Source organism: Pseudomonas kielensis (assembly GCF_014236655.1).
GTDB lineage: Bacteria > Pseudomonadota > Gammaproteobacteria > Pseudomonadales > Pseudomonadaceae > Aquipseudomonas > Aquipseudomonas kielensis.
Window position 1 is genome coordinate 57,203 of the sequence record NZ_JACMYG010000017.1, and the last position, 16,298, is coordinate 73,500.

At 58.1% G+C, this 16,298-nt stretch carries 14 protein-coding genes and 4 tRNA genes; 4 read left to right on the plus strand and 14 right to left on the minus strand.

What is annotated here, in order from left to right; genetic code table 11:
• Window positions 1-105 precede the first annotated feature (105 nt).
• From H7995_RS16830 to H7995_RS16875, 10 genes are all read right to left on the minus strand, one after another.
• Entirely contained in the window at window positions 106-1,965 is a 1,860-nt protein-coding gene (locus tag H7995_RS16830) for a SurA N-terminal domain-containing protein (RefSeq protein ID WP_166590776.1), read from the minus strand.
• Between the two features lie 231 nt (window positions 1,966-2,196).
• Complete coding sequence (locus H7995_RS16835; RefSeq protein ID WP_002552737.1) at window positions 2,197-2,469, minus strand: HU family DNA-binding protein; 273 nt, start codon at window positions 2,467-2,469, stop codon at window positions 2,197-2,199.
• Window positions 2,470-2,616: 147 nt separating this feature from the next.
• Window positions 2,617-5,013, minus strand: a complete 2,397-nt coding sequence (lon, locus tag H7995_RS16840) for an endopeptidase La (protein ID WP_095167799.1) — start codon at window positions 5,011-5,013, stop codon at window positions 2,617-2,619.
• Window positions 5,014-5,195: 182 nt separating this feature from the next.
• A complete protein-coding gene (gene clpX, locus H7995_RS16845) occupies window positions 5,196-6,479 on the minus strand; it encodes an ATP-dependent Clp protease ATP-binding subunit ClpX (RefSeq protein WP_095167797.1) in 1,284 nt (427 codons plus the stop codon).
• A gap of 113 nt (window positions 6,480-6,592) precedes the next feature.
• Window positions 6,593-7,228 (minus strand): ATP-dependent Clp endopeptidase proteolytic subunit ClpP, encoded by a 636-nt coding sequence (gene clpP / locus H7995_RS16850; RefSeq protein WP_095167796.1) that lies wholly within the window; start codon window positions 7,226-7,228, stop codon window positions 6,593-6,595.
• Between the two features lie 91 nt (window positions 7,229-7,319).
• Window positions 7,320-8,630, minus strand: coding sequence for a trigger factor (tig, locus tag H7995_RS16855; protein ID WP_166590777.1), 1,311 nt, complete (start codon window positions 8,628-8,630; stop codon window positions 7,320-7,322).
• Between the two features lie 403 nt (window positions 8,631-9,033).
• A tRNA-His gene (locus tag H7995_RS16860) sits at window positions 9,034-9,109 on the minus strand.
• A 78-nt stretch (window positions 9,110-9,187) separates the two neighbouring features.
• Window positions 9,188-9,272 (minus strand) — tRNA-Leu (locus H7995_RS16865).
• Window positions 9,273-9,329: 57 nt separating this feature from the next.
• Window positions 9,330-9,405: transfer RNA gene (locus tag H7995_RS16870), tRNA-His, on the minus strand.
• A 32-nt stretch (window positions 9,406-9,437) separates the two neighbouring features.
• A tRNA-Arg gene (locus tag H7995_RS16875) sits at window positions 9,438-9,514 on the minus strand.
• Window positions 9,515-9,790: 276 nt separating this feature from the next.
• On the opposite strand from H7995_RS16875, the gene folD reads away from it, so the two are divergent.
• A complete protein-coding gene (gene folD, locus H7995_RS16880) occupies window positions 9,791-10,645 on the plus strand; it encodes a bifunctional methylenetetrahydrofolate dehydrogenase/methenyltetrahydrofolate cyclohydrolase FolD (RefSeq protein ID WP_095167791.1) in 855 nt (284 codons plus the stop codon).
• A 237-nt stretch (window positions 10,646-10,882) separates the two neighbouring features.
• Entirely contained in the window at window positions 10,883-11,821 is a 939-nt protein-coding gene (gene pbpG / locus H7995_RS16885; protein WP_166590778.1) for a D-alanyl-D-alanine endopeptidase, read from the plus strand.
• Between the two features lie 38 nt (window positions 11,822-11,859).
• Here the strand turns inward: pbpG and H7995_RS16890 are convergent, their stop codons facing one another.
• The gene (locus tag H7995_RS16890; RefSeq protein WP_371927852.1) at window positions 11,860-12,534 is read right to left on the minus strand and encodes a peptidase C39 family protein; all 675 of its coding nucleotides are present in this window, start codon (window positions 12,532-12,534) and stop codon (window positions 11,860-11,862) included.
• Window positions 12,535-12,713: 179 nt separating this feature from the next.
• Here H7995_RS16890 and H7995_RS16895 point away from each other — a divergent pair, with 179 nt between their 5' ends.
• Window positions 12,714-12,917 carry a hypothetical protein gene (locus H7995_RS16895; protein ID WP_178117399.1) on the plus strand — a complete coding sequence of 68 codons (204 nt, stop codon included), beginning with the start codon at window positions 12,714-12,716 and terminating at the stop codon, window positions 12,915-12,917.
• A 77-nt stretch (window positions 12,918-12,994) separates the two neighbouring features.
• Here the strand turns inward: H7995_RS16895 and H7995_RS16900 are convergent, their stop codons facing one another.
• Together H7995_RS16900 and H7995_RS16905 are read right to left on the minus strand one after the other, a co-directional pair.
• A complete protein-coding gene (locus tag H7995_RS16900; protein WP_166590781.1) occupies window positions 12,995-13,744 on the minus strand; it encodes a TerC family protein in 750 nt (249 codons plus the stop codon).
• Between the two features lie 29 nt (window positions 13,745-13,773).
• Window positions 13,774-14,022, minus strand: coding sequence for a hypothetical protein (locus H7995_RS16905; RefSeq protein ID WP_166590821.1), 249 nt, complete (start codon window positions 14,020-14,022; stop codon window positions 13,774-13,776).
• Between the two features lie 136 nt (window positions 14,023-14,158).
• Between H7995_RS16905 and nhaR the strand changes: the two genes are divergently transcribed.
• Window positions 14,159-15,055, plus strand: coding sequence for a transcriptional activator NhaR (gene nhaR / locus H7995_RS16910; RefSeq protein ID WP_185818638.1), 897 nt, complete (start codon window positions 14,159-14,161; stop codon window positions 15,053-15,055).
• 4 nt (window positions 15,056-15,059) lie between these two features.
• Here the strand turns inward: nhaR and H7995_RS16915 are convergent, their stop codons facing one another.
• Window positions 15,060-16,214: an MFS transporter gene (locus H7995_RS16915; protein ID WP_185818639.1), complete on the minus strand. Its 1,155-nt coding sequence runs from the start codon at window positions 16,212-16,214 to the stop codon at window positions 15,060-15,062.
• Window positions 16,215-16,298: the final 84 nt, after the last annotated feature.

Consider the following 16,298-nt stretch of genomic DNA (forward strand, 5'->3'; position numbering starts at 1 on the left):
GCCGGAAAAGTCGCGCACTCAGGTGACCGATGAACAGATGAACAATAAAAAACCCCGGCCTGGTGGCCGGGGTTTTTGTTTGCAGCTGTACGCGTCAGTCAGCTATCAGTAACGCTTGACGTCGGCCTCGCTTTCCAACTGCTTGCGGTAGGCAGCAAAGTCTTGCTGGCCGACACGCGAAGCGAGGAAGCGGCGGTACTCGGCCTTCTCCTCGTCAGTTGGCGCTGCAGCTTCGTTCACCCCATTGAGGCGCACGATCACCAGGCTGCCGTCAGGCAGGGTCACGCTATCGAAGCTCGGCTTGTCCTTGGCAGCAGGCTTGGGCATGCGGAACAAGGCTTGCAGCACGGCAGGTTCGACACCTTCCTGACCACGGGTGGCCGCTTCGGTGACTTTCCAGCCCAGGCTGTCGATCGCCGTCTTGCCGTCGCGAAGGCTGGTTACCAGCTCCTCGGCCTTGGTCTTGGCCGCAGCACTGGCGTGCTCCTTGACCAGTTGCGCACGAATCGCTGTTTCAACGCTCGCCAGAGGCAGTTGCTCAGGTTTGCGATGCTCTTTGGCGCGCAGCACGATCACGGTTTCCGGATCCAGTTCGATGGCGGTGCTGTTGGCACCCTCATCCAGCACTTCCGGACTGAACGCTGCAGTGATCACGGCACGGTTGGCCGCAACACCTTCGCCACCTTCACGGCCGAACGGCGCGGAAGTGTGTACGGTCAACTTCAGATCGGCCGCTGGCTGGGCCAGGTCGGAGGATTCGAACGAGGAGTCTTCCAGTTGCTTGGTCGCCTCGACGAACAGCTGTTCCACTTGCTGGGTTTTCAGGTCGCGGGTCAGCTTGTCCTTGAGGCTGGCAAAGCTCGGCACTTCTGGCGCTTCGACGCCCAGCAACTTGATCAGGTGGTAACCAAAGCTGGAGCGAACCGGCGCCGAGACCTGGTCTTTGTCAAGCGCGTACAGCGCTGTTTCAAAGTCCGGGTCATAGACGCCTGGGCCTGCGTAACCCAGGTCACCGCCATTGGCAGCCGAACCTGGATCCTGGGAGAACTCCTTGGCCAAGGCCTCGAAGCTTTCACCCTTGGCCAGGCGCGCTTGCAGCTCTTCGATCTTGGCCTTGGCTTGCGCCTCGGTCACCTTGTCGTTGACTTCGATCAGAATGTGCGCAGCCCGGCGTTGTTCGGCCAGGTTGGCGATTTCTTTCTGATAGGCGTCCTGCAGCGCTTCGTCTTTCACGGTGACCTGGTCGAAGAAGGAGGACTTCTTCAGTTCCAGATAGTCGATGACTACCTGATCAGGGGTCATGAATTCCTTGGCGTGCTCGTCGTAGTAAGCCTTGACCTCGGCATCGGTCAGCTTGACCGAGGCAGGATCAGCCTTGACGGTCAGGGTCGCGAAATCACGGGTCTGTTTTTCCAGACGGGCGAAGGCCAGTACCTGGGCATCGGTGACAAAACCGCTGCCTGCCAGGCCGGCACGCAATTGGCCGATCAGCATTTCCTGAGCCAGCATCTCGCGGAACTGCAGGCGGCTGTAGCCCAACTGACGAACTACCTGGTCAAAACGCTCGGCACTGAACTTGCCGTCGACCTGGAATTCAGGTGTCAGCAGGATCACCTGGTCCAGAGCCGCTTCGGAGAAAGCGAACTTCGAATCATGGGCGCCTTGCAGCAGCAGTTTGCGATCGATCAGGCCCTTGAGGGCCGATTCGCGCAGCATTTTTTCATCCAGCAAGGAGGCGTCGAAGTCCTTGCCCAGCTGTTGCATGAGTTGGCGGCGTTGCATATCAACCGCCTGGCTCAGCTCGTTCTGGCTGATTTCTTCACCATTGACCTTGGCCACTTCGTTCTTCGAAGAGGAGGCCTGGAAAATGGCATCGACACCGGTCAAGGCCATCAGTGCAACGATGACCCCGATAATAGTCTTGGCAATCCAGCCTTGTGAATTGTCCCTGATATTTTGCAGCATGCGTCCCCCAGAAACGGTTGAACTTCAAAATTAGGCAACCGTGGAGCGTGGGTAGAATCCGGATAGAAGAAAGGCGCATCCGAGGATGCGCCTTCTCGTAACTGGCGGAGCGGTCGGGGCTCGAACCCGCGATCCCCGGCGTGCCAGGCAATATTCCCATCGCCCGTACTACCGCCCCGCTGCCATGTCAGGCATGACCCCGACCCGGATAGGCAAAAAACCGAGTGAGGCTTAGTTGACAGCTTCTTTCAGTGCTTTACCGGCTTTGAAGCCTGGCTTTTTGGCAGCAGCGATTTCCAGAGTCTTACCGGTCTGTGGGTTGCGACCGATACGAGCTGGACGGTCAGTCACGGAGAAAGTACCGAAACCTACCAGAACTACAGAGTCGCCGGCCTTGAGGGCACCAGTGACGGATTCGATTACAGCGTCCAGCGCACGGCCAGCAGCAGCTTTCGGGATATCAGCGGATGCAGCGATAGCATCAATCAGTTCCGACTTGTTCACTCTAAGTCCCCTTATATCTATTTGAGATGATTCTAAGTTTTTTGGTGAAAGCAAAAACGAGTGCTGAATGGCCTACAGACACTTAAGAGCCGCTTTATAACAAGGGCTCTAAAAAGCTGTCAAGGAAGCCCCCCAGGCTAATACGTACTAATGCGTGCTAATTCTTTCCTTAGAGTCAGACTCGCGTTTTTCATCCTTTGCAACTATCTCGGGAGCCACATCGGGCAAGGGCTCCGGCGCGTATTGCAGCGCAATTTGCAGGACCTCGTCAATCCATTTAACCGGTTTAATCTGAAGATCTTGCTTGATGTTGTCGGGAATTTCCTTCAAATCGCGTACGTTCTCTTCAGGAATGATCACCGTCTTGATCCCGCCGCGATGTGCCGCCAGCAGTTTTTCCTTCAGGCCGCCGATGGCCAGGACTTGACCGCGCAGGGTGATTTCGCCGGTCATGGCGACATCCGCCCGCACCGGGATCCCGGTCAGTGCCGACACCAACGCCGTGCACATGCCTACACCCGCACTAGGACCGTCTTTGGGCGTAGCCCCTTCCGGCATGTGGATGTGGGTGTCGCGCTTCTCATGGAAGTCCAGGGGAATCCCCAGGCTCTTGGCCCGACTACGTACGACCGTCAGCGCAGCGGTGATCGATTCGACCATCACATCGCCCAGCGAACCGGTCTTGATCAGTTGACCCTTGCCCGGCACCACGGCCGCTTCGATAGTCAGCAATTCACCGCCCACCTGGGTCCACGCCAGGCCCGTCACTTGGCCCACCTGATCCTGCTGCTCGGCCAGGCCGTAGCGGAATTTGCGCACGCCCAGGAAGTGCTCGAGCATGTCGGCCGTGACCTTCACCGAGAAGCGTTTTTCCAACGCGTGCTCTTTGACAGTCTTGCGGCAGACCTTGGCAATCTGGCGCTCCAGCCCACGCACACCGGCTTCGCGGGTGTAGTAACGGATGATGTCGCGGATCGCTTCAGCTTCGAATTCCAGCTCGCCCTTTTTCAGGCCGTTGGCCTGGATCTGTTTCGGCGAGAGGTATTTGACCGCGATGTTGATCTTCTCGTCTTCGGTGTAACCCGGCAGGCGGATCACTTCCATACGGTCGAGCAGCGCCGCGGGAATGTTCATCGAGTTCGAGGTGCACAGGAACATCACATCCGAGAGGTCGTAATCGACTTCCAGGTAGTGATCGTTGAAATTGTGGTTCTGCTCGGGGTCGAGCACTTCCAGCAAAGCCGATGCCGGATCGCCTCGCATGTCGCTGCCCATCTTGTCGATTTCATCGAGCAGGAACAGCGGGTTGCGCACGCCCACTTTGGTCATCTTTTGAATCAATCTTCCTGGCATCGAACCGATGTAAGTACGGCGATGACCACGAATTTCCGCTTCGTCACGCACGCCACCCAGGGCCATACGAACAAATTTACGGTTGGTGGCGTGGGCAATCGACTCCGCCAGGGAAGTTTTACCTACCCCAGGAGGACCGACCAGGCACAGTACCGGACCACGAATTTTCTTCACGCGCTTTTGCACGGCGAGGTATTCGAGGATCCGTTCTTTGACTTCTTCCAGACCATAGTGGTCGGCGTCGAGAATGTCTTCGGCACGGGCCAGGTCCAGGCGGACTTTGCTCTGCGCTTTCCACGGCACCTGGACCAGCCAGTCGATGTAGGTGCGCACCACGGTCGCTTCTGCCGACATTGGCGACATTTGCTTGAGCTTGTTCAGCTCAGCCAAGGCCTTGGCCAGAGCATCTTTTGGCAGGCCGGCGGCATCAATGCGTTTTTTCAGCTCTTCGACTTCGTTGTGGCCCTCTTCGCTGTCGCCGAGCTCTTTCTGAATGGCCTTCATCTGCTCATTCAGGTAGTACTCGCGCTGACTGCGCTCCATTTGTTTCTTGACCCGGCCACGAATACGTTTTTCGACCTGCAGCAGGTCGATTTCCGCATCCAGCAACGCCAGCACGTGTTCGACACGGGCCGACAGGTCGAGGATCTCGAGGATTTCCTGCTTCTGCTCGATTTTCAGCGCCATGTGCGCGGCCATCGTATCGACCAGGCGGCCTGGCTCGTCGATGCTGTTGAGCGACGACAGGACTTCGGCAGGGACTTTCTTGCCCAGTTGAACGTATTGTTCGAACTGCGACAGCAAACTGCGAACGAACACTTCCGACTCGCGCTCTGGCGCGTCGACTTCGTCGATCAGGGAAACTTCGGCACGGCAGTGGCCGTCCACTTCAATGAAACGCTCGACAGCACCACGTTGCTCACCCTCGACCAGCACCTTGACGGTGCCATCAGGCAGCTTGAGCAGTTGCAGCACGGTGGCGATGGTCCCGACGCGGTACAGCGCGTCTTCTCCGGGATCGTCGTCGGCAGGGTTTCTCTGGGCCAGCAGCAGAATCTGCTTGTCGCCCGTCATCGCGGCCTCGAGGGCTTCGATAGATTTCTCGCGCCCCACGAACAGCGGGATAACCATGTGCGGATAAACCACGACATCACGCAATGGCAGGAGAGGCAATTCGATGGTTGTCTTCATGATTTCGCCTCTACGGCGGCCATAAGGCCGTAAACAGATGGAAGTAAGCTTGAAACCAAGATGGGGGCTGCCTTGCAAAAAAACAAGCTGATTAGCAGAGCTCGATAAAGATCGCAGCCGGCAACAGCCCGTACAAAAGCAAAGGGGCCCGAAGGCCCCTTCTTTATCCAGCAGTGCGACGCTTACGCGTCTGGCGCTGCCTTGGCAGCCGGCTCACTGTTTTCGTAGATATACAGTGGCTTGGACTTGCCTTCTATAACGCTTTCATCGATCACTACTTTACTCACCTCGGACTGCGAGGGGATTTCGTACATAGTGTCGAGCAGCACACCTTCGAGGATCGAACGCAATCCACGGGCACCGGTCTTGCGTTCCAGTGCGCGTTTGGCGACCGACTTTAGGGCGTCGGAGCGGAACTCCAGATCAACGCCTTCCATCTCGAACAGCTTGGCATACTGTTTGGTCAGAGCATTTTTTGGCTCGGTGAGGATCTGCATCAGCGCAGCCTCGTCGAGCTCGTCCAGCGTCGCCAGCACCGGCAGACGGCCAACGAATTCCGGGATCAGACCGAACTTGACCAGATCGTCAGGTTCGACTTCACGCAGGGATTCACCGACTTTCTTGCCTTCTTCCTTGCTGCGAACTTCTGCGTTGAAACCGATGCCGCCCTTGGTGGAACGGTTTTGAATAACCTTTTCCAGACCGGAGAATGCACCACCGCAGATGAACAGGATGTTACGGGTGTCGACCTGCAGGAATTCCTGCTGCGGATGCTTGCGACCACCTTGAGGTGGAACGGAAGCGACCGTGCCTTCGATCAACTTGAGCAAGGCTTGCTGCACGCCCTCACCGGAAACATCCCGGGTGATGGACGGGTTGTCAGACTTGCGCGAAATCTTGTCGATTTCATCGATGTAGACGATGCCCATTTGAGCTTTCTCTACGTCGTAATCGCACTTCTGCAACAGCTTCTGAATGATGTTCTCGACATCTTCGCCCACGTAACCCGCCTCGGTGAGGGTGGTCGCGTCAGCGATGGTGAACGGCACATTCAGCAGACGAGCCAGGGTTTCGGCAAGCAGGGTTTTACCCGAGCCTGTCGGGCCGATCAGCAAGATGTTGCTCTTGCCGAGTTCGACGTCGTCATTCTTCTTGTCACGCTGGTTCAGGCGCTTGTAGTGGTTGTATACCGCTACGGCCAGAACCTTTTTCGCACGTTCTTGACCAATCACATATTGATCAAGGATGCCGCTGATTTCTTTAGGCGAAGGCAATTTATGCGCGCTGCTCTCGGCCTGGGCTTCCTGCACCTCCTCACGGATGATGTCATTGCACAGGTCGACGCACTCGTCGCAGATAAAGACCGAGGGGCCGGCAATCAATTTGCGCACTTCATGCTGGCTTTTGCCACAGAAGGAGCAATAGAGCAGCTTGCCGTTGTCCTCGCCGTTGCGGGTGTCAGTCATTCGTTCGATCCAAATCCGATAGGCTTGCAACACAAGATGAAGGCTATTGCGGGCTTTTTCAAGCCCGCCGGTGATCAGACCAGCCCACCAAGCCTATTTTGAGCTGCTTATTTTTAAGCTGGGCGCTGGGCAATCACTTCGTCGATCAGGCCGTACTCACGTGCGGCTTCTGCACTCATGAAGTTATCGCGGTTGGTGTCACGCTCGATTTCTTCCAGCGTGTGCCCGCTATGCTTGGCCATCAGCGTATTGAGACGCTCACGGATGAAGAGGATTTCCTTGGCATGGATTTCGATATCCGAGGCCTGGCCCTGGAAACCACCCAGTGGCTGGTGAATCATCACACGCGAGTTCGGCAGGCAATAACGCTTGCCGGCAGCACCGGCCGTCAGCAGGAATGCACCCATGCTGCACGCTTGACCGATACAGGTAGTCGACACGTTTGGCTTGATGAACTGCATGGTGTCGTAGATCGACATGCCCGCTGTCACCGAACCGCCCGGGGAGTTGATATAGAGATGGATGTCCTTGTCCGGGTTTTCCGCTTCAAGGAACAGCAGCTGCGCACAGATCAGGTTGGCCATGTAGTCCTCTACCGGACCAACCAGAAAGATCACCCGCTCCTTGAGGAGGCGCGAGTAGATGTCATAGGCGCGTTCGCCACGAGCAGACTGCTCGACAACCATCGGGACCAGGCCGCCTGCGGCCTGGATATCAGAGTTCTGCTGAATATACGAATTACGGAACATGCTCTGCAGTCACTCCCAAATAGTTATGTCTTGAATACGCATAAGCCAGCTCGAAGGCTGGCTTATGTGTGTGCTTCTAACGCAAAAACAATCAGTCGGCTTTTGGAGCTTCTACCGGCTTGACCGCTTCTTCGTAAGAGACCGATTTGTCGGTCACGCTAGCTTTCTGCAGAACAGTATCCACAACTTGCTCTTCCAGCACAACCGAACGAACTTCGTTCAGCTGCTCGTCGTTTTTGTAGTACCAGGACACTACTGCTTCTGGCTCCTGGTAGGCCGAAGCCATTTCCTGGATCAGTTCACGTACGCGGTTTTCGTCAGGCTTGAGGTCGAATTGCTTGACCACTTCAGCCACGACCAGACCCAGCACAACGCGACGCTTGGCTTGTTCTTCGAACAGCTCGGCAGGCAGTTGATCAGGCTTGATGTTGCCACCGAACTGCTGAACAGCCTGCACGCGCAGACGGTTCACTTCGTTCTCCAGCAGGGCCTTTGGCACTTCGATCGGGTTGGCGGCCAGCAGACCGTCCATTACCTGATTCTTGACCTTGGATTTGATCGCCTGACGCAGCTCGCGCTCCATGTTCTTACGAACTTCGGCGCGGAAACCGTCGATGCCAGACTCTTTGATACCGAACTGGGCGAAGAATTCTTCGGTCAGTTCAGGCAGTTTCGGCTCGGAAACGGTGTTCACGGTCACGGTGAACTCGGCTGCTTTGTTAGCCAGGTCCAGGTTCTGGTAGTTTTCCGGGAAGGTCAGGTTCAGAACGCGCTCTTCGCCTGCCTTGGCGCCGACCAGGCCTTCTTCGAAGCCCGGGATCATGCGGCCGGAACCCAGCACCAGCTGAGTACCCTTGGCGGAACCACCGGCGAACACTTCACCGTCAACCTTGCCAACGAAATCGATGTTCAGTTGGTCGTCGTTCTGCGCAGCGCGATCGACTGCTTCGTAACGCACGTTCTGCTTGCGCAGGATGTCCAGCATCTTGTCCAGATCGGCGTCTGCCACGTCAGCGCTCAGGCGCTCGACTGCGATGGACTCGAAACCGGCAACGGTGAACTCAGGGAACACTTCGAACACAGCAACGTATTCCAGGTCTTTGCCAGCTTCGAGCGATTTTGGCTCGATCGATGGCGAACCTGCCGGGTTCAGCTTCTGCTCAACCACAGCTTCGTAGAAGGAGGACTGGATCACGTCGCCTACAGCTTCCTGGCGAGCATCAGCACCGAAACGGCGCTTGATTTCGCTCATTGGCACTTTGCCTGGACGGAAGCCAGCAATCTTGGCCTTTTGGGCAGTCTGCTGCAGACGCTTGTTGACCTGAGTCTCGATGCGCTCAGCCGGCACGGTGACGCTCATGCGGCGCTCAAGAGCAGAAGTATTTTCAACAGAAACTTGCATGGATATTCCTCGTTGCACAGACGTTAGCCGGCCGTTTCCGACCCCAGAATCAAGGGCATGCATTCTAGTGGGTCAAACTCAAGAAGTCACCCTACTGAGAACGGGTAAAAAAGCAGCAGGCAATTTATAAGGGCGGATACACCAAAGCAACTCGCCCCAATGGCAAATACAGCCAATCACGCCAGGGCTCTGCGCCACCCCCTCCTTATATAGAAGAGGCGACGGGCCACAACCCCGACAGCCAATCCCGCGAGCAGGACCGGCGGGCAGCGCAGCATCATCGAGAAACATAAATACGACAAAACGCCCTGCCCCAGCAGCCCAAAACCCGCAGCCGCTGAACTTTCTAGCCAGCAAAAACAAAAAAGGCGCCAGACTGTTAAATCTGGCGCCTTTCGAAATATGGGGTGGACGATGGGGATCGAACCCACGACAACGGGAGTCACAATCCCGTGCTCTACCAACTGAGCTACGCCCACCATATTGCGTAACAAAGAAGCCAAATCACTTCTTCGTTGAGCCCCGCCCATGCCAACCGGCATGAATGAAGCTTTATTTGGTGCGGATGAAGAGACTCGAACTCTTACGCCTCGCGGCGCTGGAACCTAAATCCAGTGTGTCTACCAATTCCACCACATCCGCGAGTTGAAGCCTTTAAAGCAAAGGCGCCAGACTGTTAATCTGGCGCCTTTCGAAATATGGGGTGGACGATGGGGATCGAACCCACGACAACGGGAGTCACAATCCCGTGCTCTACCAACTGAGCTACGCCCACCATATCGCGTTACTTGTGCCAAAGCTGCCTAATGGCGCACCCGGCAGGACTCGAACCTGCGACCATCCGCTTAGAAGGCGGATGCTCTATCCAGCTGAGCTACGGGCGCCTTATTAATCTGTACTCTTGGAGGACTACAAACTAAGTGCTTTCCAGTCTTGCAGAATGTTGATTCCGCTTGACCTTCTTAACCAGTGCTAGGCTGTGCCCGACAAGTGCGACGAATAGTATAGAGCCACCTACAGGTCGTCAAATGATTTTTGAGAAAAATTCATTTAATTAAAGGGCTTAGGGGAATTTGCAGACCAAGCGCCTTTGCCCTCACGTCCTGGCATGCGAGAATGCGCTCTCTTTTCTTCCCCCTCTCGATGGTTAATCACGCGCAATGACTGCACAACTAATCGACGGCAAATCGATCGCCGCCAGCCTGCGCCAGCAGATCGCCAAACGTGTTGCCGAGCGTCGCCAGCAAGGTCTGCGCACGCCAGGCCTCGCGGTGATCCTGGTCGGCAGCGATCCCGCCTCTCAGGTTTATGTCTCGCACAAGCGTAAAGACTGTGAAGAGGTCGGCTTCCTCTCCCAAGCCTACGACCTGCCCGCTGACACCACCCAGCAAGCCCTGACCGACCTGATCGACCGTCTCAATGAAGACCCGAACATCGACGGCGTGCTACTGCAACTGCCTCTGCCCGAACACCTGGACGCCTCCAAACTGCTGGAGCGCATTCGTCCGGACAAAGACGTCGACGGTTTCCACCCTTATAACGTCGGTCGCCTGGCCCAGCGCATCCCCCTGCTGCGCCCGTGCACCCCTAAAGGCATCATGACCCTGCTGGAAAGCACCGGGGCCGATCTCTACGGGATGGACGCAGTGATTGTCGGCGCATCCAACATTGTCGGTCGCCCGATGGCGATGGAACTGTTGCTGGCCGGCTGCACCGTGACCGTGACCCACCGCTTCACCAAGGACCTGGCCGGCCACGTCGGCCGCGCCGACCTGGTGGTAGTGGCCGCCGGCAAGCCGGGCCTGGTCAAGGGCGAATGGATCAAGGAAGGCGCGATCGTGATCGACGTCGGCATCAACCGCCAGGACGACGGCAAACTGGTCGGCGACGTGATCTACGAAACCGCCCTGCCCCGCGCTGGCTGGATCACCCCAGTACCAGGCGGCGTCGGCCCGATGACCCGTGCCTGCCTGCTGGAAAACACCCTGTATGCCGCGGAAACCCTGCACGGCTGAGTCAGGGCTCAAACGAGTGCCTTAAAACGCAAACCCCGCCCTTTGGCGGGGTTTGTCGTTTCCGGCCCCGCCAGCGGCTACTCGTCGAATAACCCTGTTTTTTGCTCCAAAACAAGGGCTTTGCGCTGCCCAGCGAAGAACATTCGACAGTTCCTCAGCTACGCTCATAAAATGTAACGCTTTTCTGAAAAAAGCCCGTTGCACAACGGCATCCCCACATTTATCGAGTCCACTCGCGTGAAAATCCGTCTTTCTATCCTGAGTCTCTTCTTGGCATTTTCAGGCACTGTCATGACGCCAAGCGTCAGCGCGGCAGAAACCACAGCGGTACCTCGCGACACCTCGAAACTGCATATCGCCTCCGGCAGCGCCATGCTGATCGACCTGCAGACCAACAAGCTGATCTACGCCAGCAACCCGGACGTGGTGGTGCCCATCGCCTCGGTTACCAAATTGATGACCGGCATGGTGGTGCTGGAAGCCAAACAGAACATGGAGGAATACATTTCCGTGTCGATCAGCGACACCCCGGAAATGAAAGGCGTGTTCTCGCGGGTCAAGATTGGTAGCGAGCTGCCACGCCGGGAAATGCTACTGATCACCCTGATGTCCTCGGAAAACCGTGCCGCCGCGAGCCTGGCCCACCACTACCCGGGCGGCTATGCGGCCTTTATCGCGGCCATGAACGCCAAGGCCAAGGCGCTGGGCATGACCAGCACCCACTATGTCGAACCCACCGGTCTGTCGACCAGCAACGTCTCCACCGCCCGCGACCTGAGCAAACTGGTGCAAGCGGCACGCAAGTACCCACTGCTGAGCGAACTGAGCACCACCAAGGAAAAGACCGTGGCGTTCCGCAAGCCCAACTACACCCTGGGCTTTCACAACACCGATCACCTGGTGCGCAAAGATAATTGGGACATCAAGTTGACCAAGACCGGGTTTACCAACCAAGCGGGCCATTGCCTGGTGCTGATTACCCAGATGGGGGGGCGCCCGGTATCGCTGGTGATCCTCGATGCCTTCGGCAAATACACGCACTTCGCCGACGCCAGCCGGATCCGCCAATGGGTCGAAACCGGCAAGAGCAGCACGGTGCCTGCGGTGGCCTTGCAGTACAAGGCCGACAAGAACCTCAAGAGCCGCCAGAGCGGCGTGGCACAAACGGCGGATTGATCCGCCCCACAGCAAAACGGCGCCAAGGGCGCCGTTTTTCATTTCTGGCTATTCAATGCCTGGATCGCCTGGGCTGCCGCCTCTTCCCGTCCTGCCTGGCTCAGCTCATTGGCCGCCTGCAACCAGCGCTGGCGATCGACCTTGGCCGGTATCTGCGTCGGCGCCTGTACCAGCACGGCCCACCCCCCTGCGCTTTGAAAAGCCGACTCAAAGGACCTGAAGTCCATCAACAGGCGCTTTTCCAAGCCCGAGCGCAACAGTACCGTTTGCTTCTGCCGGTTGTAGCCGGCCAGCAAGGCATACCTCGGCGCCTTCCAGAATGCCGAACCCTCGGTGTAGCGCAGCCACACCGGGTAACCAGCGGCCACCTGGGTCAACAGTGCTGGCAGATTGCTGTCCAGCGGATAGACCACCATCCCGTATTCGCGGGCCAGTTTCTGCATGTTGTGTTGCAACTGCGCCTCGGCGCCGGGCAAATGCAGGGGTTTTTCCAGCAATCCCGGGGTAATCGTCACGCCTTGCTGCGACAGCAGGCTGGCCAACGTCTGCGGGCCACCCTGGTAGGCGTCGCCCCGGTAGAAGCGGCCGCTGAGCTCGACACGCTCGGGCAGACGCTTGATTTCCGGTTGCACAGTGCCGGCACACCCGGCCAGGCTCAAGACGCAGGCCGTAGCCAGCAAGGCAAAGCGAAATCGAGGAAGTACCGGCAACATCATCACTCACTTGTTCAGGTGCCGGGCGGTCAGCGTCCCGGCTTCGCCGCTGATCATAGCAGCGGTATAGCCTTAAACGGCAGTCGGCTGCGGCTGATAGAGCAAACTGGTTGGAGACTCACGACCATTGGTCAATAGCCTGCAACATCACAGCAGCTAGACTGACACCTGCGACAAGCATGTGCCCGATGCAGGGCAACAAGGAGGCACTGATGAGCCTGACCACCACCGTTGTGCTGCTGATCATTGGCTGGCTGGCCGTAGCGGCGGCCATGCTGTGGGGCGTATTGCGCATAACCCGCCGGCATCACCACGCCTACCGTACGCCACAAGCCCCGGCGCCAGAGCACAAACCCGAGCAACCCCACGCCTCTGCCCACTGAACGGTACTTCCCCCCACAAAACAAAACGGCCGCCTGCACCCTGGGTGCAGACGACCGTTGATCACTGCCTTCAGACGTTACGCCTGTTCGGCCGCCTTCTTCTGCCGGGCCCGACGCGACAGCATGTTCAGCACCTCGATTGCCGCCGAGAACGCCATCGCCGCATAGACGTAACCTTTTGGTACGTGGGCGCCAAAACCTTCGGCGATCAGGGTCATGCCGATCATGATCAAGAAGCCCAGGGCCAGCATTACCACGGTCGGGTTTTCATTGATGAACTTGGCCAGAGGCTCAGCCGCCAACAACATCACCAACACCGACACCAGCACCGCGATGATCATGATCGGCAAATGCTCGGTCATGCCGACGGCGGTGATGATGCTGTCGATGGAGAACACCAGGTCGAGCATCAGGATCTGGCCGATAGCCGCGGCAAAACCCAAGGTCACGCCAGAGGTTTTCGACATCGGATCATCCGGCGCCGGGTCCATACTGTGGTGGATTTCCGTGGTGGCCTTCCACAACAGGAACAGACCACCGGCGATCAGGATCATGTCTTTCCAGGAGAACGCGTGGCCTAGCACCTCGATCACCGGCGTCGTCAACTGCACGATGAAGGCGATGGTGCTCAACAGGCCCAGGCGCAGCACCAGGGCCATGCTGATACCGATCCGGCGCGCCTTGGCCCGATGCTGCTCCGGCAGTTTGTTGGTCAGGATCGAAATGAAGATCAGGTTATCGATGCCGAGCACGATTTCCATGACGATCAGGGTAGCCAGGGCGACCCAGGCGGTGGGGCTTGCAGCGAGTTGTAAAAGGTATTCCATGGGTCAGTCCTGACTCGGTGTTAGACGGATTAGATTTCCTGCGACGAACTTTCTTCTTTATCGCTATCGGCCGGGCTGTCTTTTTTGCCAATAATATTACCGGTGGCATCGCTCAGTGCCTGTTCCGCCGCCTTGTGGGTCTCATCAATCGCCAGCTTGGCCGATTCGGCCGCCTTGCCCATCAATTGCTGGGCACTTTTCTCGGCCTGGTCACAGCCCGTCAACAGCAGTGCGGAAACGGCCAGCACGGACGCTGCCGTCAGGGTCTTGAATGTCATCATGGTTTTCCTCGTTAGAACAGAGACGGCCGTATCAGCGGCCCGTCGATAGCGAGGCATTCTAAGCAGACTAACACTTCAGGAAAATTCGTATTTTTAGCGGCTATACTTCGGTTTTTACGAATCGGCACCCTCCATGCTCAACTATCGTCAATTGCACTACTTCTGGGTCGTGGCCAAGACCGGCAGCATCGTGCGCGCATGCGAACAACTGAACCTGACACCACAGACCATCAGCGGTCAGATCAGCCTGCTCGAACAGACCTACGGCATCGAGCTGTTTCGTCGGGTCGGGCGTCAACTGGAGTTGACCGAGGCCGGACGCCAGGCCCTGCCCTACGCCGAGCAGATGTTTCAGTTGGGGGGTGAACTGGAAGCCCTGCTGCGAGCCCAGCCCAATGAGCAGCAGATCGTGTTTCGGGTCGGGGTCGCGGACGTGGTGCCCAAATCCATCGTCTATCGCCTGATCGCGCCCACCATGGAATTGACCGAGCCGCTGCGCATCACTTGTCGCGAGGACAAGCTGGAGCGGTTGCTGGCCGACCTGGCGATCCAGCGCCTGGACCTGGTGATTTCCGACAGCCCCATGCCCTCGCACCTGGACATCAAGGGCTACAGCCAGAAGCTCGGCGAATGTGGCATCAGCTTTTTTGCCACCCAGGAACTCGCGCAACGCTACGGCAGCGACTTCCCCCACTGCCTGCACGGCGCCCCACTGCTGATTCCCGGCCAGGAAACCGTGGTGCGCAGCCGTTTGCAACGCTGGTTCGCCGAGCAGAAAATCCAGCCGCGGATTGTCGGCGAGTTCGATGACAGCGCCCTGATGCAGGCATTTGGCCAATCCGGCAGCGGGATTTTCATCGGCCCCAGCGTGATCGCCGATGAAGTCCGACGTCAGTACGGCGTGCAACTGATCGGCCAGACCGACGCGGTGACAGAGTCGTTTTACGCCATTTCAGTGGAGCGCAAGGTCAAGCACCCGGGCATCGTCGCCATTACCGAAGGGGGGCGCGAGCTGTTCACCAGCCTCTAAGGCTTCAGGCGCAGGCCACTGGGGCCTTGAACTTCATCAGCAGCAGGGCCAGCACGATCGACAGCAGGATGAACCCGGCCGCGGCAAAACCCAGGCTACCCAGCCCCAGGGTGTCGATCACCCGTCCGCCCACCAGGGCACCCAGGCCAATCCCCAGGTTGGCCCCGGCGATGTTCAATGACGCGGCAAAGGCCGGCGCCTGAGGTGCGGCCTTCATCAGGCGCACATGGCTGACCAGGAACAGCGCCGCCTGGGTCACGCCCCAGACGCCCATCGCCGCCGCCAGCCCGAGTGTCGAATGGATACTCGGCACCAGCGCCACCATGCCGCCGATCATGAAGCCACAAAACACCATCGAGGCGATCAGCGGATGACGGTCGACCATGCGTCCGCCCAGCGAATTGCCGATCAGGCCGACTGCGCCAAAGCCCATCAGGCACCACCCCACCAGCGTGCCGTTGAAACCGGCCAGGCGCTCAAGGATGTCGGCCAGGTAGGTGTAGGCAGTGAACATGCCGCTGAACACCAGGATCGACAACAGCACATGGCCTTGCATCAGCGGACTGCGCAGGATCTTGAACTGGGCGCGCAAGCTCACCTGTTGCAGGTGCAGATCGGTGCGGGGCAAGTAGATAAACAGCAGCAAGGCCTTGGCGAAGGCAATCACCGCGAGGATGGCGAACGCACTGCGCCAGCCAAATGCATCCGAGATCAGCGTGCCCACGGGGATGCCGAACACCGTGGCGCAGACAATCCCGAAGCCGATCTTGGCAATCGCCCGGCCGGCGTACTGCGGCCCGACAATGTCCACTGCCGTTTCGCTGGCCAGTGCCCAGAACACCGGCAACCCCAGGGCGGGTATCAGCCGAGCCAGGGCCATCACCCCGATATTGGGTGCCAGCGCCGCCAGGGTATTGGCCAGGCCGAACAGAATCAGCACGCTGATAAACAGCCGGCGACGTTCGAACCGCGCACAGTACGCGGTCAGGAACGGACCAAAGGCGGCGACGGTAAACGCGAACAGGGTCACCAACAGCCCCGCCTGGGAAACACTGACCTCAAGATCGCGGGCAATCGAGGGCAACAGCCCGACAATGACAAATTCCGTGGTCAGCACGGTAAATCCGGCGGCTGACAACAGCAGGATGGGCAACAGCATGGAAAACTCCAGAAAACGACAACGCCAGCGACAGCCCGGGGGCTCACTGCACAGAGATGAAAAAAAGGATGGCGAATCTTAACA